Genomic DNA, 24,601 nt, shown 5'->3' on the forward strand with positions numbered 1-24,601 from the left:
TGTCCCGCACGGGGTGTCGGTCCGTGCGTCCGGCGGAGCCTGCCCAGGGCGGGGCGCCGGTAGGCCGTTGTCCTGTGCCTCGTCCGGTGGCGGGTTGCGGACGGCGGGTAGTGGATGGCGGCTTGCGGCTTGCGGACGGCGCGGCCTCAGGGCGTCGACGCGCCGTCCGACGGCCGGGGCGTGACGGAGTACGGCCGGGGCTCCTCCGCCGGCCGGGGCACACCTGGAACGGACGGGGCCCGGTAGGGCGTGACGACCGTCCGCCCGGCGGCGCGGGCCGCCTGCTCCAGGTCCCCGAGCCGCAGGGCGAGGCCCTCCGGCTCCCCGGCGTCCGCCCAGCGCCAGGCCTCCGCCCACCACTGCGGGCCGCGTACCAGCGGGCGGCCGGCGAGCGCGAGGTGCAGGGCGAGCGTCGAGCGGGCGTAGCCGTGCACCCAGCCGTCGGCCTGCCGGTAGGCGGTGGTCTCGTCCAGGCGCAGCCAGCGGCCCGCACTGCCGGCGGCCAGCAACGGCGTCCAGACGGCCCGGGCGGGATCGGGGGACGGCCGGTCGGCGACCAGCAGCACCAGGCGGCCGTCCTCCTCCCGGACGCGGTAGGGCGGGAGTTGGGGCATCCGGGTGAGGCCGAGGGCGTGCTTCCAGGAGACCACCCACAGGCCGCGGCGCAGGTGGTAGCGGACGGCGTGCTGCCAGGTCCAGTCCGCCTCCAGCCGGTAGCCGGGCAGGCCCTCGGCGGTGGCGGCCCGGTAGACCCGGTCGAGGGCGTCCGCCGCGAGGCCGCGGCCGCGTGCCGAGGGGTGGAGGTAGAGCGAGGAGACGGCCAACTGACCCGGTCCCCTGGTCCAGTTGTCGACGGCGAGGGTGCCGGCCGGTGCGGCGCGGGCGGCGTCCAGGAGCCAGTACCGGCGGCGGTGCCGCTCGCCGCCCGGCCAGGCGCGGCCGCTCTCGCCGAGCCGTTCGCGCAGCCGGCGCTCCTCGGCCGGGCCGATCGCCTCCGGGTCGACGCACTCCCCCAACTCCCCTTCGGCGCAGGCCGCGAGCTCCCAGCGGGCGAAGCAACGCTCCTCGCCCGCACCCACCGCCCGCATCCCGGGGGCGGCCGCCAGCCGCTCCCGCGCCCGCTCGACCGCCGCATCCCAGGACCTCACCACGCGGTCCACGATAGCGAGCAACCGGCACTGATGGTAATTCAATGGACACCGAACGTGAGATCGGATACGAATTCCCTTGTTCGGAACGCCCACTGACGAGGAGGAGGCCACCTCCGTGCACACCGACCGCATCCACTCCGCCGTGATCCGGACGCGCGGACCGCCCCGGGCGCCCGCCCGGTGGGTAGGGGAAACCCGACCAGAGGACTCGACCTGACCGTCATGACCTCGCCGACCTGCGCCGCTGCAATGAAGTGGTGCTCATTCACCGCATCCGTCCCCCGCTTCCCTCGGTTCCCGGCCCCGTCTCCCGGCCCGGCCGTCCGCCCCGCTCCGCCCGTGTCCGGCCCGACCGCGTCCAAGCCGACCGCGTCCGCCGCGCCCCCCGTCCACCGGGTTCCTCCGGTCCGCCCCGCCCACCCGGCGGGCGGAGGGCGCTGTGGTGCGGCGGGTGGCTGGTCGCGGCCGGGTGGGCGGGGGCGTTCCCGCTCGCCTCCGGGCTGGGACCGCACCGGAGTTGGGGGCTGCTCGCGGCCGCGGGGTACCTGGCGGCGGCGGTCGCCGTGCTCGCGCTGCCCGCACGCCGGGCGCGCGCGGGGTCGGTGGCGGTCGCGCTGGCCGGTGCGGTGCTCGCGCCGCTGCTCGTCCTGGCCGTGGCCGGGCAGGGGCAGAGCGAGGTCGCCGTGATCGAACGGTCGGGCGAGCTGCTGCTCCGGCACGGGACGCCGTACCTGGCCGAGCCGCGGACGGTCGCCGAGTACACCCCCTACCTGCCCGGGATGGCACTGTTCGGGCTGCCGCGCGCCCTGTTCGGCGCGGACGGGTGGCCGGCCCGGCTGCTCGGCGACGCCCGTCTCTGGTGCGCCGCCGTGTTCCTCGGCTGCCTGGCCGCCGCCGTCCGCCCGCCCGGGCGCGGCGCCGGTCCGTCAGCGCCCGTACACGCGGCGCCCGTTCCCGCGAGACCCCTTGCCGGGGCGCCCGTTCCCGGGGCGCCCGTTCTCGGAATGGCCGCGCTCGTCGCCTCGCCGCTGGTCGCGCTGCCGCTCTGCGTCAGCGGGGTCGATCTGCCGCTGACCGGCCTCTGCGTGCTCGCGCTCGCCCTGGCCAGCCGGGCCCGCCCGTACGCCGCCGGGTCCGCCCTCGCGCTGGCGTGCGCGCTCAAGTGGACGGCCTGGCCCGCCGTTGCGGTGGTCGTCGCCCTGCTCGCCGCCACCGCCGGACGCCGCGCGGCCCTGCGGGCGGCGGCCGGCACCGTCGCCGGCACGTCCGTCCTGGTCCTGCCCGCCGCGCTGCGCGCACCCGGGCCGCTGGTGGAGCAGGTGTTCGCCTTCCCCACCGGCCGCGGCGCCCTGCCCACCCCGGCGAGCAGCCCGCTGCCCGGCCGGCTGCTCGCCGACCTCGGCCCCGGCGGCTGGTTCACGGCGCTCGCCCTGCTGCTCCTCGCCGGACTCGCCGTCGGGGTGTCGCTCGTACGGCGCCCGCCCCGGGACGCCGCCACCGCCGCCGACCGGCTCGCGCTCGGCCTCGCCCTGGCGTTCCTGCTCGCCCCCGCCGCCCGCTTCGGCTACCTCGCCCTGCCCGCCGTCCTGGCCGTCCTCCCCCGGCTGCGGCATCCGCGGCCCGCCCCGCGCCCGGCCCCGCACCCCGTCCCGTCCGCCGTCCCGCCCTCCACCCCGCCCTCCACCCCGTCCGCCGTCCCGTCCTCCACCCCGTCCGTCGCCCCTCGCCCCCGTACACCCCAGGTGGTCCCCGTCCCATGACCGGCACACTCATCGTCACCAACGACTTCCCGCCCCGGCAGGGCGGCATCGAGACCTTCGTCCACGCCATGGCCACCCGACTGCCCGCCGACGAGGTCGTCGTCTACACCTCGGCCGAACCAGAGGCCACCCGCCACGACGCAGCCCTCCCCTTCCCCGTGATCCGCGACCGGTCCCGGATGCTGCTGCCCACTCCCCGGGTGACCCGCCGGGCCGCCGAGATCGCCCGGGCGCACGGCTGCGACCGGGTCTGGTTCGGCGCCGCCGCCCCGCTCGCCGCGATGACCCCCGGGCTGCGGCGACAGGCCCCCGGCATCCGGAGGACCGTCGCCACCACCCACGGCCACGAGATCTGGTGGGCCCGCACCCCCGTCGCCCGGCGCCTGCTGCGGCGGATCGGCGACAGCGTCGACGTCGTCACCTACCTCGGCGCCCACACCCGCGACCGGATCGCCCCCGCGCTCGGCCCCTCGGCCCGCCTCGAACGGCTGGTCCCCGGCGTCGACACCGAACTGTTCCGCCCCCGGCCCCGGGGGGCCGACCCGCGGGCACCGGTGATCCTCTGCGTGGCGCGGCTCGTCCCGCGCAAGGGCCAGGACACCCTGATACGGGCGCTCCCACTGATCCGGCGCGCCGTGCCGGGCGCGGTCCTCGTGCTGGTCGGCCAGGGGCCCGACGAACGGCGTCTGCGCGACCTCGCCCGCCGGTTCACCGCACCCGGCGCGGTCGTCTTCGCCGGCGGCCGCGCGCACGCCGACACCCCGGCCGCCTACGCCTCGGCCGACGTCTTCGCGATGCCCTGCCGCACCCGCCGGGCCGGACTGGAGGCGGAGGGCCTCGGCATCGTCTTCCTGGAGGCGGCCGCCGCCGGCCTGCCCGTCGTCGCGGGCCGCTCCGGCGGCGCCCCGGACGCCGTCCTCGACGGTGTCAACGGCGCGGTCGTCGACGGCCGCGACCCGTCCGCCGTCGCCACCGCGATCACCCGCGTCCTCCGCGCCCCCGCCGCCGACCGCACCCGGATGGCCACCGCCGGCCGCGACTGGGTCCGCACCGAGTGGTCCTGGGACACCACCGCCCACCGCCTGACCGCCCTCCTCACGGAGAGCCGCACCCCAGCGCGCCCATGACACCGGCCACCATCCGCCCGCGCCCCCGGCCGGCCGAAACGGACGGTGACCCGAGCCGGAGACTCGGCGGCGAATCTCCGACTCGGGTCACCGGCGCTCCCGCAGCGCTTCTCCGGCCCCGGCCCTCGTGGTCAGTCCCGGCCGGGACCGTCCTGCTCCGCAGGCTCCTCGGCCGAGCTCCCGGGGGCGAGGCCCGAGTCCGGGCCCGGGTCCGGATCCGGGCCCTGCTTGGGCGGACGGCCACGGCGGGGGATCCGGGCGGCGCCGCCGGGCATCCGGCCCGCGTCGGCGAGGGCCCGGCGGAGCAGGAACTCGATCTGCGCGTTGGTGCTGCGCAGGTCGTCGGCGGCCCAACGGGCGAGCGCGTCGTGAACTGAAGGGTCCAGCCGCAACAGGAGCTTCTTCCGTTCCGTCGCCAAGGCCTCGCCTTACTGGTAGAGGGAGCCCGTGTTCACGACGGGCTGGGTGCCGCGGTCCCCGCAGAGCACCACCAGGAGGTTGCTCACCATGGCGGCCTTCCGCTCCTCGTCCAGGTCCACGACATCACGCTCGGCGAGCCGGTCCAGCGCCTCCTCGACCATGCCGACGGCGCCCTCGACGATCAGTCGGCGTGCCGCGACCACGGCCCCGGCCTGCTGGCGCTGGAGCATCACCTGCGCGACCTCCGGAGCATACGCGAGCCTGGTGATCCGGGATTCCACGACCCGCACACCGGCCGAGGCGACCCGGGCGGCGATCTCCGCGGACAGCTTGCGGGCGACCTCCTCCGCGCCGTCGCGCAGCGACAACTGGCCCTCCTGGTGGGCGTCGTACGGGTAGCTGGTGGCGATGTGCCGCACGGCCGTCTCGGTCTGGATGGCGACGAAGTCGGCGTAGTCGTCCACCTCGAACACCGCCATCGCGGTGTCCTCGACCTGCCAGACGACCACGGCGGCCATCTCGATCGGGTTGCCGTCCGCGTCGTTGACCTTGGTGGTCTCGGTCTCGTGGTTGCGGATCCGGGTGGAGATCCGCTGCCGGGTGGTGAACGGGTTCAGCCAGGTCAGGCCGGCGTCGCGGACGGTGCCCCGGTAGCGCCCGAGCAACTGGACGACCCTGGCCTCACCGGGCGAGACCACCGTCAGGCCGAAGGTCATCAGCAGCGAGCCGAGCGCCAGCAGCGGTCCGGCGACCACCAGGGCGATCCCCAGTCCCTTGCCCCCGCCGGACAGTTGGACGCCACCCGCGACGGCGGCGCCGACTCCGGCGACCAGGCCGAGCAGGCTCGCGCCGAGCACCGGCAGGCCGGCCCGCCCGGCGATCGTCCGTTCGGTGACCTCGGGGGCCGGGAGGTCCAGAACGGGGCCGTCCTCGACGGGGAAACGCTGCGTGGTCATGGGGGCGACTCCTTCGGCGAGCATCGGCATCCGATGGCAAAGTGATATCACTTTTTCGCGCCGCCGCGCCATTCCTCACCACCGCGCCATTCCCCCTCGCCACGCCGTTCCCCGCCGCCGCTCGACGGGTGGCCACGGTCAGCGGTTGGCAGCGGTCAACAGGGCCTCGGCAAGGGCGGCGGGCCGGGAGAACATCGGCCAGTGACCGGTGTCCAGGGTGGTGTGGTGCCAGCCGGCGTCACGGAGGAGGGCGGCGACGGCGGGCGGGGGCTCGGGACTGTCGAGAAGACAGGTGAGGTACGTCGCCGGGAGGGCGGCGAGGGAGCCGGCCAGCGCGGCGGGTTGGGTGAGGGTCTCGCCGGGGTGCGGGGTGGAGCCGGCGACGATCCGGGCGGTCTGCTCGTCGGTGAGGCCCTGGCCCGCGTAGTCGGCGGCGGTGAGCGGCGGCCAGAAGCCGTCATTGGCGCCGATCGCCTCGGCGACGGCGCCGCCCCACGGGCCGGCGCCGACGAAGGCCTGCCCGTCGACCGGGATGCCGGCATCGACCAGGACCAGGTGGGCGAGCCGGTCGCCGATCCGCTCCGCGGCCTGCCCGACCGGGATCCCCGAGTAGCTGTGCCCGACCAGGACCACCTCGCGCAGGTCGCGCTCCGCCACGAGGTCCACGACGTCCTGGACGTGGGTCTGCTGTCCGGCGGGTTCACCGCGCCGCTCGGCGAGTCCGGCGAGGGTCAGCGGGTGGACGCCGTGCCCGGCGGCGCGCAGGTCGGGGACCACGTCGTCCCACGCCCACGCGCCGAGCCAGGCACCCGCCACGAGTACGAATTCCGTCATGGCGGCACCGTAGCTCCCGGCCCCGACAGCCGAGCTCCCCGGCGCCCCCGGCTACTCGCCGCGCAGCTCGGCGAGGTGGGCCAGCACGGCGAGGACCCGGCGGTTGCCCTCGACCGGGTCGAGGTCGAGCTTCATGAAGATGTTCCCGCAGTGCTTCACGACGGACGCCTCGGTGATGTTCAGCCGGGCGCCGACCGTCTGGTTGTTGAGGCCCTCGGCCATCAGCCCCAGCACCTCGCGCTCACGCGGGGTGAGCCGGGCGATCGGGCGGTCGGCGGACTGCTGCCGGAGCAGCACCCGGACCACCTCCGGGTCGATCACGGTCTCCCCGGCCGCCACCCGGCGCAGCGCGTCCAGGAACTCCGACACCTCGCCGACCCGGTCCTTCAGCAGGTAGCCCAGCCCGGCCCGCTGCGCGCCGGCCGCGCCGAGCAGCCGGGTGGCGTACGGGGTGGCCACGTACTGGGAGAGCACGAGGACGGGCAGGCCGGGGTGGCGCTCGCGCAGGTGGAGCGCGGCGCGCAGTCCCTCGTCCTGGAAGCCGGGCGGCATCCGGACGTCGGTCACCACGGCGTCCGGCCGGTCCGCGTCCACTGCGGCGGCGAGGGCGTCCGCGTCGCCGACGGCGGCGACCACTCGGTGGCCACCCCTGGTGAGCAGTTCGACCAGGCCGGCCCGGAGCAGGACGGCGTCCTCGGCGATGACTAGCCGGAGCACGGCACCTCCAGCCGGAGCCTGGTCGGCCCGCCGGTCGGACTCGTCACCATCAGTCGTCCTCTCAGGATCGCCACCCGGTCGGCCAGTCCCTGGAGTCCGGCCCCGGCGGCCGGGTCGGCCCCGCCGTGACCGTCGTCGGTCACCTGGAGCACCAGCCGGCCGTCCGCGACCCGCCCGTGGACGGTGACGGCGGTGGCGCCGCTGTGCTTGGCGGCGTTGGTGAGCGCCTCGGTGACGGTGAAGTAGGCGGTGGACTCGACCGGGCCGGGCAGCCGGCCGGGCAGGTCGAGGTCCACCTCGACGGGGACGGGGTGGCGCAGCGCGACCTCGGCGACGGCGGCGGCCAGTCCGTGGTCGGTGAGCACCTGGGGGTGGATGCCGCGCACCAGGCCGCGCAGCTGCTCCAGCGCCTGCCGGGCCTCGCCCCGCGCCCGGTCGACCAGGTCGAGCACCGGGTCGCCGTCGGCGCCGGCACCCGAGGCGGCGGCGCGTTCGCGCAGGTCGTGGGCGGCGAGGCCGAGGGTCATGGCGAGGGCGACGAGCTGCTGCTGGGCGCCGTCGTGCAGGTCGCGTTCGATACGGCGGCGCTCGGCCTCGAAGGCGTCCACCAGCCGGGCCCGGGAGCGGGTCAGTTCGATGACCTGGCGGCCGGGGTCCTCCTCGCGGGGGCCGAGCAGCAGCCGGGCCAACCGGACGTGGGCGGCGGTGAGCAGCGCCCCGGCGTAGCCGCCGAGGAGCAGCCCGGCCAGGCCGACGGCGCTGGCGGGCAGCGCGTACAGCGGCCCGCGGACGGCGTGGCCGGGGACCAGCATGACGGTCTCGGGGGCCAGCGCCCAGACCACGACGGGGCTGACGAGCAGCGCCGCGGAGAACAGCAGCAGAGCGGTGAGGCCGAGTCCGGCGGCGGTGAGCGGCGGGCCGACGAGCAGGGTGTGGGCGAGTTCGCGCCAGGTCGCGCGCTCGCGCAGCCTGGTCCGCAGCCGGGCGCGGCGGCCGGCCCCGGGCAGCGCGCGGTGCGGGTCGGGCACCGGCAACGGTTCGACGAGCCGCAGTCTGCGGCGTTCCAGTGCGCCGGCCGGCAGACCGGAGAGGGCGACGGCCAGGAGCAGCAGCAGGCCGATGCCGACCACCGAGAGCGCGAGGCCGAGCGCGGTGAGGGCGGCCAGCAGGACGGCCGCCACCAGGCCGAGCAGGGCGCCGCTGGAGAGGTAGGCCCAGCAGCGCAGCGCGTCGCGGGTGAACGGGAAGCGGAGCGGGTGGGCGCGCAGCGCGGCCAGGACGGCGACGGCGGACGGCCCGTTCGCGTCCGCACCCGTGTTCGTGCCGTCGTCCGCCGCCCGCCCCGTGCCCACCGGTTCACCCTAACCGACCGGCTGACGCTCCCTCCGGCGCCGCCGACCGGTCGGCCGCCCGGTCCGCCGCCGCGGTGGGCGGCTGCCGGGTGAGCGCGACGGCGGCGATCACGGCGAGGCCGCCGACCAGGGTGTTCCAGCCGACCGGTTCGGCGAGCAGCAGCGCGCCGAGCGCCGTCGACCAGAGCGGGGTGACATAGGTGACGGCGGCGGCGACGGCCGTCCCGGCGGTGCGGACCAGGTCGAGGCTGAGGACGTAGGCGACGCCGGTCCCGAGCGCGCCGAGCACGAGCAGGGCGGCGGCGGCCCCGGCGCCCGGCCAGTGCGGGGCGCCGGCGGCGAGCGGGGCGGCGAGCGCGAGTTCGGCGGCGCCGCAGGTGATCTGGGCGGCGGACAGGGCGGCGGCCGAGTGCGGCCGGGTGGAGAGGTGGCGGCGCAGGTAGGCGAACCCGGCGCCGTAGGAGCAGGTCGCGGCCAGACAGGCGAGGCCGCCGGCCACCGCGCCGGAGCCAGGGCCGGAGCCGGATGCGGGCCCGGATCCGTGCCAGACGCCGAGCACCGTGAGCACCCCGGCGAAGCCGAGGGCGAGCCCCGCGAGCCGGCGCAGCCCCGGGCGCGGTTCCCCGGGCACCGCGGCCAGCGCGAAGAGCAGGGTGAACAGCGGGGTGGCCGCGTTCATCACCCCGGCGAGCACCGAACTGACCCGCGTCTCGCCGTAGGAGAACAGCACGAACGGCACCGCGTTCAGCAGCAGCGCGACCACGGCGCAGTGGCCCCAGGTGGCGAGGTCGCGCGGCGCCGCCTCGCGACGGGCGGCGAGGATCGCCCAGAGCGCGGCCGCGCCGAGCAGGCAGCGCCAGGCAGCCACCCACACCGGGGGCACCCCCGCGTCGACCGCCACCTTGATCAGGGCGAAGCTCGCGCCCCAGATCGCCGACAGGGCCACGAACCCCGGCCACCAGCGCCGTCCCATCCCGGTTACCTCCCTCTCCGCCCATCGCCGATGGACAGAGGGTGGCGGGTCGGCGGATCATGAGTCCAACAAGTGATGGTGCCGGATGGATGAGGAAGTCTCATGGCGGAGGTCCCATGGCCCCGGAGGTGAACCTCGCCCAGCTCAGGGCGCTGGTCGCGGTGGCGGACGCCGGAGGCTTCGGGGCGGCGGCGGTCGAGCTCGGCGTGAGCCAGTCGGCGGTCTCGCACGCGGTGGCGGCACTGGAACGGGTGCTCGGCGCGCCCGTCCTGCACCGGGGCGCACCGGTGCGTCCCACCCCGCTGGGCGAGCGGATCCTGCCGCACGCCCGGACGGCGGTCGCCTCCGCCACCGCCGTGCGGACCATCGCCGCCCACCACTCGGGCGGGCTGACCGGGACGGTCCGGCTGGCCGCGCCGACCACCGTCTGCCAGGGCCTGCTGCCCGGGCTCCTGCGCGACTGGAAGGCCGAGCACCCCCGACTCACCGTGCGCGTGTTCGAGGGCGAGGACGACGAGCTGGGCGTCTGGCTGGAGGCCGGCACGGTGGACGCGGCCGTCCTGGTGGACGCGGACCCGGCGCGGCCGGGGGCCGTCCCGCTCGGCACGGACTCGATGCACGCGCTGCTCCGGCGCGACCACCCGCTCGCGGGCGAGGAGACCGTGGACGTGGCCGACCTGGAGGACGACGACTTCCTGCTCTCCGAGGGCGGCTGCGAACGGCACATCCGGGACGCCTACCGGCGGGCGGGCGTCCGCTTCGCCCCGCGCCACCGCATCCGGGACCTCAACACGCTGATCGGCATGGTGCACGCGGGGGTGGGCGTCTCGGTGATGCCGGCCCTGGCGCAGCCGATGCTGCCGGCGGACTGCGTCCTCGTGCCGATCCGGCCGGCCGCGCACCGGAGGCTGACCCTCACCGGCCCGGCGGGGCGGCCGTGGTCACCGGCGGTGACCGGCCTGCTGGCGGCGGTGCGCGCCAAGCGGTGAGCGGCAAGCGGCAAGCGGCAAGCGGCGAGCGGCGAGCGATGAGCAGCGGGCGGTGAGCGATGAGCGGCCGGCCGCCGGGTGGCGTGCTGCCTGCGGCCGACGCCCATCAGCACCCCGACCTGCCCGAACGGCGCGCGGGGCACTCCCGTAGATTCGGTCCCGGCTGACGGAACGTCCGATCGAGGGGAGCCCGCGTGGAGCGGCGGCGGAGCCGGGTGGGGGTCGGCGCGATCCCGCCCGCGTGGGCGGTCCGCCGGTTACCATCGCCCCTATGCCCGCGCCATCGCCGCATCACCCCGAGCCACCCGAGCACCCGCTCGGCGCGGCTCGACGGGGGTCGCTGAGCTGTGATAGGCGCAAGAGTGAGCCGGCCCAGCCCAGCCCAGCCCAGCCCAGCCCAGCCCAGCCCAGCCCAGCCCAGCCCAGCCCAGCCCAGCCCGTGGTCCTCGGCCCTCGGCGCGGTGGACCCGGTGACGGCGCCCGACGCCCCGCGCGGCGTGCTGTTCGCCGTCCGCTCGGCGGCGGCGCTGCACCGGCTGCTGGACCTGCTGCCCGTCTTCGACGGCGACGCCCGGGTCCGGTGCCGCTTCACCCTCGTCCCCGGCTCCGCCTTCGACGCCGACGCGCTGGCCGCCGTCGCCTCCTCCGGCGCGCGCTGCCTGTCCTGGCCGGAGGCGCTGGCCGGCCGCCACGACCTGATCCTCACCGCCAGCCCCAAGGGTGAGCTGGCCGCGCTGCGCGGCCCCAAGGTCCTGCTGCCGCACGGCGCCGGCTTCAACAAGGCGCTGCCCGGCGAGGGCTCCCCGCACCTCCCGTCCGGCCTGGACCCAGCGTTCCTGCTCGCCGCCGACCGGCACCCGGTCGCCGACCTGCACGCCCTCGCCCACCCCGACCAGGTGGCCCGGCTCACCGAGCAGTGCCCGCCCGCCGGGGCGGCGGCCGTGGTGGCGGGCGATCCGACGCTCGACCGGATCCTCGCCTCGCGGGACCGGCGCGAGACGTTCCGCGCGGCACTCGGCACCGGGCCGCGCCGGCTGGTCGTGCTCTCCTCCACCTGGGGACCGGAGTCGCTGCTCGCCCGGCACCCGGGGCTGCCGGCCCGGCTCGCCGGCCGACTCCCCCACGACGCCTACCAGTTGGCACTGGTCGTGCACCCCAACGAGTACAGCCGGACGGGCTCCTTCGACCTGGCCCGGCGGCTGCGGCCGGCCCTGGACGCCGGGCTGGTGCTGGCCGGGCCGTACGAGCAGTGGGCGGCGCTGCTGGTGGCCGGCGACACGGTGGTCACCGACCACGGCTCCACCGCGCTCTACGCGGCGGCGCTCGACCGTCCCGTGGTGGCGGTCTGCGACGGCGGCGCCGAACTGGTCCCGGGCAGCCCGATGGCCCGCCTGCTCGCCGCCGCACCCCGGCTGGACCCGTCCGGCGAGGACGCGGCGGCCGTGCTCGCCGCGCAGCCTGCCGCCGAGGGCACCCGCCGTTTCGCCGAGGCGGCGTTCGCCCTCCCCGGGGAGGCCCTGACGACGCTCGGCCCGGAGCTGTACAAGCTGCTCGGCCTGGTCCCGCCGCCGTGGCCGGCGCACCCGCGTCCGCTGACCGCCGCGCCCGCCGCACCCCGCACCCCGGCCGCCTTCGCCGTCCGGGCCCGGTCCGAGCGGACCGCCGACGGCGTCGCCGTCGACATCGACCGGCTCCCCCCGTGGACGGACCTGCCCTACCACCACCTGGCCGCCGAGTACGGCCGCGCCGGGATCCGCGAGGCCCAGAGCGCGGCGCTGCTCTACCGCCGGGCGGACGGCGCGCCGCCGCCGGACACCGCCCACCACCGCGAGTACCGGACGGCCGCCGACTGGACGGCCGAGGCGCTCGCCGACCACCCGGGCTGCCGCACCGCCGCCGTCGTCCTCTCGCCCACCCGCTGCCTGGTCCGGCGCGCGGACGGCGAACCGTTCACCGTCCGCATCACCCCGCACCGCGCCGACGGCCGGGTCCGCTGCACCGATCCCGCCGCCGCCCTCTCCGCCGTCCACACCTTCCTCGGCACCCACCACCCGCCGGCCACCCCCCTGACCTGCCGAACCGGCGGCACCCCCTACCGCCTCCACCTCACCCCGGCGACGGAAGCCGACCTCCAGCACCTGCTCTGAGCCCGCCGCCGGAACACAGCGGGCCGGTCGGCGCCCCTCGGTGGGTCGGCCGGCGCTCCGGCCTCCCAGCCGAGCGTCAACGGCACCCGCAACTCGCCACCCGGCCAACGCTGCTCAACCGCCGAAGCCAGAACCGCCCCACCCAGCCGCGCGGCCTCCGCCGAACACCCGGCCGCCCGGCTCCTGTCAGGCGATCGGGGCGCCCCCGTCCGGACCCCGCAGGGCCTCGGCCTCCGCCCGGTAGCGGGCAGCCGCCTCCACGTCCCCGCTCTCCTCACCGAGTGCCGACAGCACCTCCAGCACCCGCAGCTCGTCACCGGGCGAGCGCCGTTCACGTGCGGAGGACAGGGCCGCCTCGTACAGGCGCGCCGCTTCCGCCCAGCGGCCGGAGGCGCGCAGGGCGCTGCCGAGTTCGAAGCCGGTGCGGGCGGTCATGCGTTCCCGGCCGAGTGCTCCCGCTTCCGCGTAGGCCTCGCTCAACAGGTCGACGGCTCGCGGCAGTTCGCCCATGGCTACGGCGGCCCGGCCGAGCAGGTAGGTCTGCAGCATCGCACCGTAGGCGTTGCCGATGGCGCGGTGCTCCTCGCGGGCGGCCTCGAAGTCCGGGACGGCGGCCGCCCAATCGCCGCGCACGGAGGCGAGCTTGCCGCGGAACTCGACGGCGGAGGCGCGGAGCTTGCGCTCCTCGGGCGTTCCGCCGAGCAGCCGGGCACCATTGACGGCCAGCCGCAGTTCCTCGGCGGCCTCCTCGTAGCGGTGCTGTTCCCAGAGCGGGCGGGCGAGTTGGCAGCGCATCCGGACGGTGGCGGCGAGCCGTTCGGAGCGGACGGCGGCGGCGACACCGCGGCCGAAGGCGTCGATGGCGTCGGCGTAGTGCCGGTGGTCGAGGAAGTGCGTCCAGAGGGCTTCGCAGAGCGCCACCGCCTCCTCGTCGAGCCCGTCCTCGACGGCGATCCGGACGCAGCCGTAGAGGGCGAGCCGTTCGTCCTCCAGCCAGCGCAGGGCGCCGGCGGCGTCGGGGAAGGGCAGGTCCGGCACACCGGCGGGCGCGGGCGCCTCGGCGGCGGGGGCGGAGACGGTCAGCCGGGGACCGGCGGCGACCAGGTCGGCCCGGCCGGCCTGCCGCCGGTACCAGCGCACCAATCGCCGCCGCGCGGAAGCGGCGTCCGCAGCACCCGAAGCATCCGCGGCGTCCTCCTCCGCGCCCGCCCGCCGCAGGGCGTGGCCGCGCAGCAGGGCGTGCATGCCGAGGCCGTCCGGGCGCCGTTCCAGCAGCCCGGCGGCGTCGAGTTCGTCGAGCGCGTCGGCGGCTGCGTCCGCATCGGTGCCGAGCAGCACGGCGGCCGCGTGGTCGCCCACCACGGGGGCGGGGTGGTGCGGCAACAGCCGGTAGAGCCGGGCCGCGACGGGGCCGAGGCTCCCGTACGCCGCGTCCCAGACGGCCTCCACCACGGGCAGTCCCTCCCGGTCCAGTTCGGTGGTCAGCTCCTCGACCAGCCGCCGCAGTTCGCGGCGCCGGTGGCGGCGGATCCAGTGGCCGGCGACATAGAGCGCGGCGGGCAGGCCGGCGCAGCGGCGGGCGAGTTCGGCGGCCGCCTCGGGGTCGGCGGCGAAGCGGGGGTCGGCGACGATCCGGCGCAGCAGGTTGACGGCGTCCTCGGGGCCGAGCGGGCCGAGCGGCAGTTCGACGAGGCGCACGCCGTCGAGGTCGTACAGCGGGCCGTGGCTGGCCACGATGACGATGGCCTCGGCGGAGGCGGGCAGCAGCGGGCGCAGTTCGGCGCCGCTGCGGGCGTTGTCGACCACGACGACCAGCCGCCGGCCCTGGGTGGCGGTCCAGTACTGGCGGGCACGGCCGCGGAGTTCCGGCTCCGGGTGGGCCTGCGGGTCGAGGGCGCGCAGCAGGTCGCCGAGGGCGTCGGCGGTCTCCACGGCGCCGTCGCGCCGCAGGTCGTCGAGGTCGGCGTGGAGCACGCCGTCCGGGCAGTGGTCGAGCAGCGCGCGGGCGAGTTCGAAGCCCAGCGCGGTCTTGCCGATCCCGCCCATCCCGCTGAGCGCGACGACCAGCGGCCCGCCGCCGTCGCCCGGGCCCTCGGCGACGGCGGCCAGCACCCTGGCGCGCTCGTCGGCGCGGTCCTCGAAGTACGCGAGCGCCGGCGGCAGCTGGCAGGGCACGGCGGCCGCCCGCACGGCCGCCTCGTGCACGTGCAGTTCCCCGACGGACCCGGCCTGCACGATGGCTCCGGCCCGCACCTGCCCGTCCACCCTGTTCCACGTCTCATCGGCCACGCGCCAACTCTAGGGGCTGCCACGCGCTCCCCGCCGGATCACCCGCGGAGCGGCAGTCGCGGCAGTCGCGGCGGTTGACGCCTTCTCATCACACCGAACGCGAGGACCTGCAGCGGCACGAAGCGGCGCGGCCCGTCGGCGGTGACCACGCTGACGACGTGCTCCCGGTCGGCGCGGTGGAGCCGGTCGGCGGCGTTCGGGAAGAACGGCCGGCCCCGGTGCGAGGCCCAGCCGATGCGGTCGGAGTGCAGCTGGGTGAAGACGACCGGTGACATCCTGCGGGGCAATGCCGCGCCCTGCGACCGCGGCGGGCACGCCGCCGCCGACGCGCCTGACTCCGCCGCGTCCCCGCCGTGTTCCCCCAGGGGGCAACACGGCAGGGCCGCGCGCCCCGTCAGTCCGCGAGGCGCTCGCGCAGCTCGGCGAGGATCGCCGCCGCCTCCTCCAGCCCGTGCGCCCGGCACCGGTCGACGGCGGCGGTGAGCCGTTCCCGGGCCGGCCCGCGGCGGTCGAGGTCGGTGCCCTCGATCAGCGCGGCCAGCCGGACGGCCTCGGCGCGCGGCGTCTCGGCCTGCTCGCCGCCCGCCTCGTAGGCGGTGATCGCCCGCTCCGCCTCGGCCAGCGCCTCCTCGAAGCGGCCGGCCACCGCGAGGACCCGGGCCCGCTCGTAGTGCACGGACGCGCGCGGGTACCACGTCTCGGCCTGCGGCTCCTCGCGCTCCAGGCGCTCGCGCACGGCGTCCGCCTCGGCCAGCCGGGCGAGCGCCGGCTCCATGCCCTCCGGGCCGTCCTTCTGCGCGGTGAGCCGGGCGAACTGGCGCAGCATCGCGGAGACCGGACCGGGCTGCGGCCACTGCTCGTGCGCGGCGAGCGCCCGGGTGCGGGCGGCGTGCGCGGCCTCCCAGCGGTCGGCGTGGAGCAGCGCGACGGCCGCCTCCGAGGCGACCATGGTGCGCAGGTGGAGGTCCTCGGTCCAGCCCTCCAGCATGGTGGCCAGCCGCAGGTACTCCTCGGCGGCGTCGCGGTCCTCGTCCAGCGTGAACAGGCCGCGGGCGAGGTCGAGCCGGGTCTGGGCGACCAGCCGCTCGTCCAGGCCGGCGGCGTCCGCGTCGGCCAGCACCGACTCCAGGACGGCCACCGCGTCGGCGGTGCGGTCGGCGTCGGTCAGCAGGTCGGCGAGCTGCAGCCTGGTCCGGGCGGCCTCCTCGGCGGCCTCCGGGCCCTTGCGGTCGAACCGGGAGGCGGCCTCGGAGAGCGAGCGGATCGCGGCGCCGGTGTCCCCGATGTGGGCGCTGGCGTGGCCGGCCATCAGGTAGGTGGCGGCGAACGGGTAGGAATCGTCGGCCCAGCGGGCGGCCGCCGCCAGGGCGCGGTGCAGCATCTCGACGGCCTCGGCCTGTTCGCCGGTCTGCAGCAGCGCCTGCCCCAGCAGGCCGTACGCCCGCGGGGTGTGCCAGGGCTGCCCGCCCCGTTCCAACTCGGCTATCGCGTGCCGCAGTTCGTCGGCCGCCTCGGCGGTCCGGCCCTGCCGGGCGTCGGCGTCGGCGGCGTACTGGCGGGCGACCGCCAGCCGGCGCACGGAACCACGGGCCTCGGCCGCGTCGCGGTAGGCGTCGACGGCGGCGGCGAAGCGCGCGGCCTGCTCGGCGGGCGGCTGCTCCGGCGGCGCGGGCAGCACCCGGACCAGTTCCTGGTGGGCGGCGTAGGCACGGCACTGGAGGACGACCAGGTAGTCGTCGTCGGTGATGCCCGGCGCGCCGCCGGCGGCCGTGGCGGCAGCCAGTTCCTCGGCACTGGCGAGCGCGGCGTCCAGGGCCGCCCAGTCGATGACCGGTGCGGCGGTCACAGCCGCCCCGGCCGCCTCCGGGCCTTCCTCGCCCTCCTCGTCCTGCGGGTCCTCCCGGACGAGTTCGGCGACGAGCGCCCTGGTCCGGGCCGCCAGCGCCCGGCCGAGCAGCCCCTCCCGCCGGTACAGCCCGCCGGCGGCCAGCAGCTCGGCGGCGCCCTCCTCCCAGTCGCCGCGGTCGAGCGCCGCGTGCGCCCGCCGCTCGGTGAGCTCGGCGTGCAGCTGGCCGAGCGGCCCGGCGTCCGCGCCGAGCAACCCCTCGCCGACGGTCCCCCCACCGCCGCTCTCCGAGCCGCCGTCCCCCGAGCCGCCGTTCTCCTCGGCGGCCAACCGCTCGGCGATCCGGTTCCAGAGCCGTTCCGCGTCCGGGTGGCCGACCAGCTGCAGCTCGCGGGCGCGCAGCACCAGGGCGGTGAAGTCCTCCGGCTCCGGCTCGGCGTCCCGGGCCGGCACGGCCGGGACGACCGGCACGGCGGCCAGCTCCGGCGCGGCCGAGGCCCGCACGCCGAGGGCGAGCGGCTCGGCGAGCAGCGGCCGGCGGGCCAGCCGGTCGCGGCGCCGTCCGCTCACCGCGTCGGTGCCGTTGCGGGCGTCGAAGCGGGCGGCCAGCGCGTCCGCCTCGGTGCGCAGGTGGGCGAGCAGGGTGTCGACGGTCCAGCTCGCGCCGGGCGGGCCGCTGACGGTGAGCTCACCGTGCCCGGCCCGGGCGAGGCCGGCGATCAGCACCTCGACGCCGGTGAGGAAGTCGAGCCGGCTGACCGGGTCGCCGGTGACGCCGAACAGGTCGCGGTTCTCGGCGAGGATCTCCAGGCCGCGCGGCTCGTTGCCGGACAGCGCGCAGAACTCGACGTGCAGGCCGACCGAGCGGGCCATCCCGCTCTTGCCGCGGGCGAACCGGTAGCCGACCAGGTGGCTGGAGCGGGCCTCGTCCAGCCGGCCCTGGCGCAGCAGCGGCAGCAGCGCCTGGGCGTGGCTGACGTAGGGCTCCTCGGCGCAGGTGGCCTCGCCGGCGAGCACCGGCCGCCAGACGTCCAGCGCGGTCGCGTCGTCGCCCCGGCGCAGGTGGTGCACGGCGCGGGAGCGGATCTCGCAGGCGTGGCAGTCGCTCAGCTCGGTGCGCGGCCGCCCGGCCCACAGCTCGTAGGCGTCCTGGACGTCCTCGCCGACGTGCGCGGCGAGGTGGAAGCGCTGGGCGTAGTACGGCTGGAGGCCGTGCCCGGCGGCGCGGTAGCGGCCGCGCATCTCCTCGTGCCAGCGGCGGATCGCGGTCAGCGGCACGTCGGGGGTGCCGAGCAGCGAGGTGGCGACCCACTTGAAGCGCCAGAACACCTGCTGCTGCGCCCACTCGCCGAAGCCGTCCGGGTCGGTGTCCCAGAGCCTGAGGACGCGGGCGAAGACGACCGGGGACTTGCTCCGCTCGCCGTCGTACTCGTAGGCCTCCATCAGTTCGAGCAGCGCCATGGCGCGCACCGCGGTGTCGTCGAACTGCTCGGCGGCGTCGACGAGTTCCTCGGCGGTGACGGTCCGCTGGCGCCCGTAGGGGCGGTCGTCGTTCTCGCGCAGCGCGGTCATCACCGCGTCGATGCTGGTCAGCATCACGCCTCCTTCGGACCATTGCCACCGGACGCGGCCTCGTGGCCGAGCATCGCGTGGTCGAGCAGGCTGATGAACGAGCGGTTGAGCAGCGCGCTCTCGCTGGAGGTGAGCGGCCGGCGGGTGAGCAGCACGGCCTGCCCGTAGAGCGTCTCGACGGCGGTGACGGCGAGTTCGCGGTCGCCGATCGAGGCCGCCCGCCGGACCAGCGGGTTGAGGTGGTTGAGGACCAGCTGGGCGCGGGGCACCTCGGCGCGCAGCGAGCCGAGGATGTCGGCCCACAGCCCGTCGGCCTCGTCGGCGAGCTGGGCGCGGGTGCGCTCGTGCCGGGCCTCCCGGTTGTCGAGCAGCAGGGCGGGCGCGCTGGTCGGGTGGAAGCTGCGCAGGGCGACGTCGCAGTCGAAGCGGCCGACCACCTCGCGGGCGGTGGCGAGGAAGGCCGAGGCGGCGAGTTCGGCGGCCGGGTCGACGGTGTCCAGGTGCGCGGTGACGGTGCCCGGGTCGAGGTCGGCGACGGAGACGCCGGGGCGGATCTCGGGCAGCCGGTGCACCAGGTCGCGGTCGTAGGTGTAGCCGCCGTTGACGACGCCGAGCCCGGCGGCGCCGGCGATCGGGGCGACCTGGCGGAACTCCTCGACGGTGCGGGTGACCAGCACCACCGGGTGGGTGCGGGCGAACTCGTCCAGGGTGACGTTGCCGTCGGTGGTCTCGAACGGCAGCCAGGGCAGCAGCATCCGCAGCAACTCGTCGTCGTAGCGGGCGAGTTCCTTGACGGCCAGGTGGTGCACCGAGATGAACCGGTGGAGCAGCGCCGGGTCGCTGGCGGACAGGCCGGTGAGCCAGTCGCGGATCCGGGCGCCGAGCGCGTCGCGGACGGCGGCGAGCGTCTCGTCGGCGTACAGGCCCTCGCGGCTGGCGGTGGGGCGCAGGCCGTCGGTGTCGACCACGCAGCGGACGAAGAACGCCCAGTCGGGCAGGAGTTCGTCGGCGTGGTCGGAGAGCAGCATGCCCTTGAGGTGCACCCGGTGGCCGGCCCGGCGGGAGGGCGGGACGGCGTCGGGCAGCACGTAGGCGACGCCGCGCAGGCCGACCAGCGGCAGGTCCAGTTCGATGGTGTCGAGCGGGGTGAAGTCGAAGGCGGAGCGGCAGTAGGCGGCCAGCGCCTCGCGGCGGGCCAGCGGGGAGCCGTGCTGCGCGGCCCACGGCGGGGTCTGGTTGACCCGGGTGGCGTCGCCGCGGCCGTCGACGACGGTGACCTCGTGGCGCAGCAGGCTGCCGAAGTCCCGGGCGAGGGACAGGACGCGGTCGGCGCGGGTCCACTCGGCGGCGTCGGAGCGGGGCGCGAGGCGGACGGTGGTGCCGGGCTCGGGCTTGGCCTCGGCGGGCAGGGTGCGGATGGTGTAGCGGCCGTCGGAGCCGCCGCGCCACTCGATGACGGGCGCGTCGGGGGTGGCGGCGGAGCGGGTGACGACGGTGATCTCGTCGGCCACCACGAAGCAGGCGAGCAGGCCGATGCCGAACTGGCCGATGAAGTCGCCGCGGGCGCGGGCCAGCCCGGCGCCGTCGAGGCCGCCGTCGGCGTCCCGCTTGGAGCTGCGGCCGATGGTGGCGAGGAAGGTGTGGACGTCCTGCTCGGTGAGGCCGATGCCGGTGTCGGTGACGGTGAGGTCGCCGTCGGCGCGGACGGTGATCGTGGCGGGCGCGGCCGGGTCGAGGGCCTGCCGGGCGGAGATCGCGTCGACCGCGTTCTGCAGGAGTTCGCGCAGGTAGACGCGGGGGCTGGAGTAGAGGTGGTGGGAGAGCAGGTCGACCAGGCCGCGCAGGTCGACCTGGAAGGTGTGCGCGCTCGTCGGGTTCTCGGATGGGGACACCGGTGGCTCTTTCGATCGCAAGGGGTGTGTCGGGCTTCGGCGGCCGCGGGGCGGGACGGCCCGGGCGGCCGGTCTGCGTGCTCGGCAGGCGTCGCGCGCCGGGCACGCTCGGCTCAGCGCGGGGCGCAGCGGTCGCGGTGGGCCTGGAAGTTCTCGGCCTCGTCGCCGCCCAGGTAGGACCAGGGCCATTCGGTGACGACGTCGTCGAGGGTGGCGAAGACGGCGTGGGCGAGCTCGCGCTCGTCGGCGAGCGAGAGGACCATCGCGAAGGTGTTGTGGGTGGCCCGCCAGTCGCGCCCGCGCCGGTAGGCCGGGTGCAGCACGGAGCGCAGGACCGCCTCGCGCAGGGAGGAGCGCACGGCGGGGCCGGTCAGGTAGGCGTGGTCCTCGCCGTCGGGCAGGTCCAGCCAGTGCTCCAGGTGGGCCAGGGCGATCAGCTCGCCGAGCGCGCTGCCCTCGGGGGCGCCGAGCATCGCGGTGCGGGCGAAGGCGTGCATCTCCTCGTGGGAGCCGCCCCACTTGGCGCAGAGCTGCTGGAGGCGCTGCTGGTGGGAGGCCTGGTGCCCGGGGTCGCGGCGCAGCGCGGCCTCGAAGCGGGTGGTGGCGACGGTGCGGCCGAGCGAGGCGCCGCGCGCGGTGATCTGCAGGAAGAACCAGGGGGCGAGCCGGCCGGGCTCGCGCTCGGCCACCTCCAGCAGCTGCTCCTCGGCGATCTCCAGCCGCTCGCCGAACAGCCGCCACTGGTCCTCGGTGACGTACTGGGCGCGGGAGGCGGTGCGGGCCTCCCAGCCCCAGGCGAGGTGCCGGGCGCCGGAGAGCAGCAGTGCGAGGGTGTCCTCGGGCCGTTCGGCGACGACCTTGGCGAGCCACTCCTCGGTGCCCTCGACGTCGGAGACCCGGTGCAGCAGCCAGGTCAGCTCCGCCTCGTCGGGAACGGCGGCGAGGGCGGGGCCGAGCGCGGCCCAGTCGCCGGCGTCGGCGAGGGCGCGCAGCCGGCGCAGCTCCTCGTCGCCGTGCGAGAGGTCGAGCACCGGTGGCAGGGCGCGCGGAGCCTTCCGCCCGGCCAGGCGGCGGAAAAAGGACATGGTGCGGCCCCCCTGAGACCTCGTCGGCCGGCACGGCCGTCGGCATCGTTCGTCTGGCCTCGCAGCGGCCAATCGGATGATGCACTGCATATCACGTGCCACCGACGCCCCGTTGACCAGCCCTGTTCCGGGAGCCGTCGCCGAGGGGCCGGACAGGGGTCGCTCCCACCGGACGGGGGTCGCTCCCACCGGACGGGGGTCGCTCCCGGGGCCGGGAGCCGGGAGTCCGCCGCGACACGGCGGACCCGGCCCCGCCGCCGTTCGGCCGGGCCGGGTCCTCGCCGTGCGGCGACGCGGGGTCAGACCCGGTCGGCGGCGATCAGCAGGTACTGGAAGGAGCCGTCCTTGTAGGAGTTGATGAACGCCTCCTCGATGCCGGTCACCAGCGACGGCACGGTGGCCCGCAGCTCCCAGTACGGGAGGGTGGCGGCGGTCAGGTCGACGACCGCGTTCGGGACGAGCCGGTTGTCGGCCATCGCGCGCAGGTACTCGCGGCGGGAGTGGATGTTGCACTCGAAGTGGGCGTTGATCTGCGAGACCCACTTCGACGGCTGGCCGTAGATCGGGTTCCAGCAGCCGGTGATGGTCACGTAGCGGCCGCCGACCGACAGGATCCGGGAATGCTCGGCGAACAGGTCGTGCAGGTCGACGTACATGCTGGACTCGTTGTTCCAGGAGGCCCGCACGGTGCCGGTGCCGAACGGCATGTCGAGCATGTTGCGGACCTGGGCGTGCACCGAGTCGTCGATGCCGAGCTCCTTGGCCCGCCGGTTGCCGAACTCGGCCTGCTTGGCCGACAGGGTCACGCCCTCGACCTTGCAGCCGAAGCGCTGGTGGGCCATCACCATGGAGCCGCCGCGTCCGCAGCCCGCGTCGACCAGCGTGTGCTCGGGGCGGATGTCGCCCAGGCTGTCGAGCAGGACGTCGGTCTGCGCGGACTCCAGCCGGTGCAGCTCGGCGACGAGCTTCTTCTCGCGCTCGCTGTCGTCCGGGTCGCCCAGCGCCGCGTGGTCGACCTCGCCGATGCCGTAGTGGTGGTGGTAAAGGCCGTCCACATCGCCGAGGCGCAGGTTCACCGGCCGGGCCTCATGGTCCCAGTAACGGGCGATGTCGCCCTGATAAGGGGTGGCCGGCCCGGGGACGCCGGTGCGGGTGACGGGGGTGGTGTCGGTGACGGACACGGTTCAGCTCCTTGGTTACCAGAAGTCGGGCAGGCTGTATCGGTAGGTATTGGTCCGGTGCCAGTAGTGGTTGCCGTCCACCCACGCGGCGACCCCGCGCAGGAAGCGCACCACCACCGGGACGGGCGTGGCGGCGGCCAGCGCCGCGGCCTCCGCCTCGAAGGCGTGCATGAGCTCGTTGTGCACCTCGACGGCCTTCAGGTAGCCGTCGCGGTCGCCGACCCCCTCGCGTTCGGAGATCACCACCGGCAGATTGAGGTGGCGGCCCGGGCTCGCCAGCTCCTTGGTGTACGAGTACAGGTCGTTGACGATCGTGGTGGCGTTGGAGGCGAGCGCGATGACCCGCTGCATCGCCGGACGGGCGTGCAGGTCGGCGGGCAGCTCGTAGCCGCCGACGGTGTCCGTGATCGTCGGGCAGGGGCGGAAGTTGTTGAACTGCCGCATCGCCAGGTACTCCCACACCTCCGGGACGTGGTCCTCCTGGTCCCAGGCGGCCTCGGCGAGGTACCCGAGGTGCAGGCGCGCCATGTCGTGCCGGAACCGGTCCGACTGGGAGGCGCTGGCGGCCCGGGTGAAGTGGTCCATCGCCGAGCGGTAGGCCCGCCGGGGCGCGTCCGAGCCCAGCGACTCCTGCCAACCGCCCTGGTACTCCGCGGTGGTGTGCAGCGGGTCCAGGGCCGTGTGGGCGAGCAGCAGCCGGCTGCCGAGGCCGACGGGCGAGCCGCCGAGGTCCTCGCAATAGCAGTCGTCGACGGCGTTCTCGGCGACCATCAGCCGGGTGGCGAGCATGACGTGGTCGACGCTCGGGGCGTCCGGGTGGCAGGCGACCATGTAGCGGCTCACCGAGAAGCCGTCGAACTGGTCCTCCCAGTCCGGCGGGTAGAGCTCGATCTCCTCGGCCCACAGCTTGATCCGGCGGTTCACCTCCGCCACCCGCTCCGCGTCCGGCTCGGGCACGGGGTGGAAGTAGAGGCCGGGCACCGGATCGCCGGACTTCGGCTTGCCCGACGGCGTTTCACCCGCCTGGGCCGCCTCGGCCGCCACCGGCTCCGCCGGACGGGGCGCCAGGCTCAGCCCCGCCGTCCCCAGCCCGCTCGGCCCGCGGAGCAGCTGCTCCAGGGCCGTCCCGCTCATGACCGCACCGCCGCGCGCCGGCCGGGGTGCGGATGCGGGTGCTGCGGCGCCTGCGGTGTCTCTCTGCTCGTGGCCACGGGCATGGGAGAACCTTCCTCTTCGAAGGGGGACACGTCTTGACGGGTCGTCGGCCGTCGCCTCGTCCCGGAAGAAAGGGATCTCCGCCTGCTGCCGCGGCCATCCCGTCTCGCTGCTGCCCAACCGTAGGCGGGGCGGAACGATCTGGACCGCTTCGCATGATCCTGTGCACTCGAAAGGGTGAACGTTCACATCAGTCGCGTTTGAAATCGCGTATCCGATGATCGGTTCGGACCGTCCTCAACGACGAAGCGGCCCCGCCGGACCGGCGGGGCCGCTCGTCAAGGGTCGTTCCGGTACCGACGGAGCGTCAGATTACCCGGGGCGTCCGCGTCATGGCCTGCCCGGCGCACCCGGGCCACCCCTCACCGGTGCTCCGGGTTCTCGAAGTCGAAGCGGCACCCGGCCTCCCACTCCGACCGCTGGTTCCCGTACGCCGGGATCCCGCCCGCGTCCTTGAGCAGCCTGGCCAGGTGGAGCAGGTTCCAGGTCATGAAGGTCGCGTTGCGGTTGGTGAAGTCGTTCTCCGGGCCGCCCGAGTTCGGGTCGAGGTAGGACGGGCCGGGGCCGGCCTCGCCGACCCACCCCGCGTCGGCCTGCGGCGGGATCGTGTACCCGAGGTGCTGCAGGCTGTACAGCACGTTCATCGCGCAGTGCTTGGCGCCGTCCTCGTTTCCGGTGATCAGGCACCCGCCGACCCGCCCGTAATAGGCGTACTGTCCGCGCTCGTTGAGGATCGACGAGCACGCGTACAGCCGCTCGACCACCTTCTTCATCACCGACGAGTTGTCCCCGAGCCAGACCGGCCCGGCCAGCACCAGGACGTCGGCCGCCATCACCCGGCTGTAGAGGACCGGCCACTCGTCCGTCTCCCAGCCGTGCTCGGTCATGTCCGGCCACACCCCGGTGGCGAGGTCGTGGTCCACGGCCCGGACCACCTCCACCCGTACGCCCTGGCGCTCCATGATCCCGGTGCTGACGTCGATCAGCCCCTGGGTGTGGCTCCGCTCGGGCGAACGCTTGAGCGTGCAGTTGATCACCAGGGCGCTCAGATCGGCGTACGCGGCGGGCGGGGAGGACATGGTCGTCGGCCTTTCG

Annotated in this window: 19 protein-coding genes; 4 read left to right on the forward strand and 15 right to left on the reverse strand. The window is 76.0% G+C overall.

The genetic code is table 11. From position 1 onward, the window contains the following. Positions 1 to 146 precede the first annotated feature (146 nt). Positions 147 to 1,151 (reverse strand): GNAT family N-acetyltransferase, encoded by a 1,005-nt coding sequence (locus tag ABT093_RS29880; protein WP_350569752.1) that lies wholly within the window; start codon positions 1,149 to 1,151, stop codon positions 147 to 149. A 563-nt stretch (positions 1,152 to 1,714) separates the two neighbouring features. Here ABT093_RS29880 and ABT093_RS29885 point away from each other — a divergent pair. Next, positions 1,715 to 2,911, forward strand: a complete 1,197-nt coding sequence (locus ABT093_RS29885; protein ID WP_350569754.1) for a glycosyltransferase 87 family protein — start codon at positions 1,715 to 1,717, stop codon at positions 2,909 to 2,911. Beyond that, positions 2,908 to 4,038 (forward strand): glycosyltransferase family 4 protein, encoded by a 1,131-nt coding sequence (locus ABT093_RS29890; RefSeq protein WP_350569756.1) that lies wholly within the window; start codon positions 2,908 to 2,910, stop codon positions 4,036 to 4,038. The genes ABT093_RS29885 and ABT093_RS29890 overlap by 4 nt, the downstream gene beginning before the upstream one ends. Before the next feature lie 131 nt (positions 4,039 to 4,169). Here ABT093_RS29890 and ABT093_RS29895 read toward each other — a convergent pair whose 3' ends face one another. The 6 genes from ABT093_RS29895 to ABT093_RS29920 all read right to left on the reverse strand — a co-directional run bounded on the left by ABT093_RS29895 (position 4,170) and on the right by ABT093_RS29920 (position 9,290). Beyond that, the gene (locus ABT093_RS29895) at positions 4,170 to 4,457 is read right to left on the reverse strand and encodes a type II toxin-antitoxin system antitoxin (RefSeq protein ID WP_350569758.1); all 288 of its coding nucleotides are present in this window, start codon (positions 4,455 to 4,457) and stop codon (positions 4,170 to 4,172) included. 9 nt (positions 4,458 to 4,466) lie between these two features. Then, positions 4,467 to 5,414: an SPFH domain-containing protein gene (locus ABT093_RS29900; protein WP_350569759.1), complete on the reverse strand. Its 948-nt coding sequence runs from the start codon at positions 5,412 to 5,414 to the stop codon at positions 4,467 to 4,469. Positions 5,415 to 5,552: 138 nt separating this feature from the next. After that, positions 5,553 to 6,248: an alpha/beta fold hydrolase gene (locus ABT093_RS29905; RefSeq protein ID WP_350569761.1), complete on the reverse strand. Its 696-nt coding sequence runs from the start codon at positions 6,246 to 6,248 to the stop codon at positions 5,553 to 5,555. Between the two features lie 51 nt (positions 6,249 to 6,299). Continuing rightward, entirely contained in the window at positions 6,300 to 6,965 is a 666-nt protein-coding gene (locus ABT093_RS29910; protein WP_350569763.1) for a response regulator, read from the reverse strand. Continuing rightward, on the reverse strand, positions 6,953 to 8,233 hold the full coding sequence (locus tag ABT093_RS29915; RefSeq protein ID WP_350569792.1) for a sensor histidine kinase: 1,281 nt from the start codon (positions 8,231 to 8,233) through the stop codon (positions 6,953 to 6,955). The genes ABT093_RS29910 and ABT093_RS29915 overlap by 13 nt, the downstream gene beginning before the upstream one ends. A gap of 88 nt (positions 8,234 to 8,321) precedes the next feature. Next, positions 8,322 to 9,290, reverse strand: coding sequence for a DMT family transporter (locus ABT093_RS29920; protein WP_350569765.1), 969 nt, complete (start codon positions 9,288 to 9,290; stop codon positions 8,322 to 8,324). A 116-nt stretch (positions 9,291 to 9,406) separates the two neighbouring features. Between ABT093_RS29920 and ABT093_RS29925 the strand changes: the two genes are divergently transcribed. Next, complete coding sequence (locus ABT093_RS29925) at positions 9,407 to 10,279, forward strand: LysR family transcriptional regulator (protein WP_350569767.1); 873 nt, start codon at positions 9,407 to 9,409, stop codon at positions 10,277 to 10,279. Positions 10,280 to 10,749: 470 nt separating this feature from the next. Beyond that, the gene (locus tag ABT093_RS29930) at positions 10,750 to 12,426 is read left to right on the forward strand and encodes a translation initiation factor 2 (protein WP_350569769.1); all 1,677 of its coding nucleotides are present in this window, start codon (positions 10,750 to 10,752) and stop codon (positions 12,424 to 12,426) included. 186 nt (positions 12,427 to 12,612) lie between these two features. On the opposite strand, the gene ABT093_RS29935 is transcribed toward ABT093_RS29930, so the two are convergent. The 8 genes from ABT093_RS29935 to ABT093_RS29970 form a co-directional block, all read right to left on the reverse strand. Continuing rightward, positions 12,613 to 14,715: an NB-ARC domain-containing protein gene (locus ABT093_RS29935; RefSeq protein ID WP_350569770.1), complete on the reverse strand. Its 2,103-nt coding sequence runs from the start codon at positions 14,713 to 14,715 to the stop codon at positions 12,613 to 12,615. A gap of 38 nt (positions 14,716 to 14,753) precedes the next feature. Then, a complete protein-coding gene (locus ABT093_RS29940; RefSeq protein WP_350569772.1) occupies positions 14,754 to 14,990 on the reverse strand; it encodes an MBL fold metallo-hydrolase in 237 nt (78 codons plus the stop codon). 119 nt (positions 14,991 to 15,109) lie between these two features. Next, the gene (locus tag ABT093_RS29945) at positions 15,110 to 18,157 is read right to left on the reverse strand and encodes a tetratricopeptide repeat protein (RefSeq protein ID WP_350569774.1); all 3,048 of its coding nucleotides are present in this window, start codon (positions 18,155 to 18,157) and stop codon (positions 15,110 to 15,112) included. Beyond that, positions 18,157 to 20,025, reverse strand: a complete 1,869-nt coding sequence (locus ABT093_RS29950) for an HSP90 family protein (protein ID WP_350569776.1) — start codon at positions 20,023 to 20,025, stop codon at positions 18,157 to 18,159. Before ABT093_RS29950 ends, ABT093_RS29945 begins: the two co-directional genes overlap by 1 nt. Positions 20,026 to 20,138: 113 nt before the next feature. Then, entirely contained in the window at positions 20,139 to 21,110 is a 972-nt protein-coding gene (locus ABT093_RS29955) for a hypothetical protein (RefSeq protein WP_350569778.1), read from the reverse strand. 299 nt (positions 21,111 to 21,409) lie between these two features. Further along, positions 21,410 to 22,291 (reverse strand): geranyl diphosphate 2-C-methyltransferase, encoded by an 882-nt coding sequence (locus ABT093_RS29960; RefSeq protein ID WP_350569780.1) that lies wholly within the window; start codon positions 22,289 to 22,291, stop codon positions 21,410 to 21,412. 15 nt (positions 22,292 to 22,306) lie between these two features. Beyond that, positions 22,307 to 23,626: a family 2 encapsulin nanocompartment cargo protein terpene cyclase gene (locus ABT093_RS29965; protein ID WP_502884345.1), complete on the reverse strand. Its 1,320-nt coding sequence runs from the start codon at positions 23,624 to 23,626 to the stop codon at positions 22,307 to 22,309. Between the two features lie 242 nt (positions 23,627 to 23,868). After that, positions 23,869 to 24,585, reverse strand: coding sequence for a flavodoxin family protein (locus ABT093_RS29970; RefSeq protein WP_350569781.1), 717 nt, complete (start codon positions 24,583 to 24,585; stop codon positions 23,869 to 23,871). Positions 24,586 to 24,601: the final 16 nt, after the last annotated feature.

Source organism: Kitasatospora sp. NPDC002551 (assembly GCF_040296005.1).
Classification (GTDB): domain Bacteria; phylum Actinomycetota; class Actinomycetes; order Streptomycetales; family Streptomycetaceae; genus Kitasatospora.

Coding starts and splice junctions, on each gene's coding strand:
- ABT093_RS29890 (WP_350569756.1), top strand. CDS start 2,908: ATGACCGGCACACTCATCGTCACCAACGACTTCCCGCCCCGGCAGGGC.
- ABT093_RS29900 (WP_350569759.1), bottom strand. CDS start 5,414: ATGACCACGCAGCGTTTCCCCGTCGAGGACGGCCCCGTTCTGGACCTC.
- ABT093_RS29905 (WP_350569761.1), bottom strand. CDS start 6,248: ATGACGGAATTCGTACTCGTGGCGGGTGCCTGGCTCGGCGCGTGGGCG.
- ABT093_RS29925 (WP_350569767.1), top strand. CDS start 9,407: ATGGCCCCGGAGGTGAACCTCGCCCAGCTCAGGGCGCTGGTCGCGGTG.
- ABT093_RS29970 (WP_350569781.1), bottom strand. CDS start 24,585: ATGTCCTCCCCGCCCGCCGCGTACGCCGATCTGAGCGCCCTGGTGATC.
- ABT093_RS29945 (WP_350569774.1), bottom strand. CDS start 18,157: ATGCTGACCAGCATCGACGCGGTGATGACCGCGCTGCGCGAGAACGAC.
- ABT093_RS29940 (WP_350569772.1), bottom strand. CDS start 14,990: ATGTCACCGGTCGTCTTCACCCAGCTGCACTCCGACCGCATCGGCTGG.
- ABT093_RS29955 (WP_350569778.1), bottom strand. CDS start 21,110: ATGTCCTTTTTCCGCCGCCTGGCCGGGCGGAAGGCTCCGCGCGCCCTG.
- ABT093_RS29920 (WP_350569765.1), bottom strand. CDS start 9,290: ATGGGACGGCGCTGGTGGCCGGGGTTCGTGGCCCTGTCGGCGATCTGG.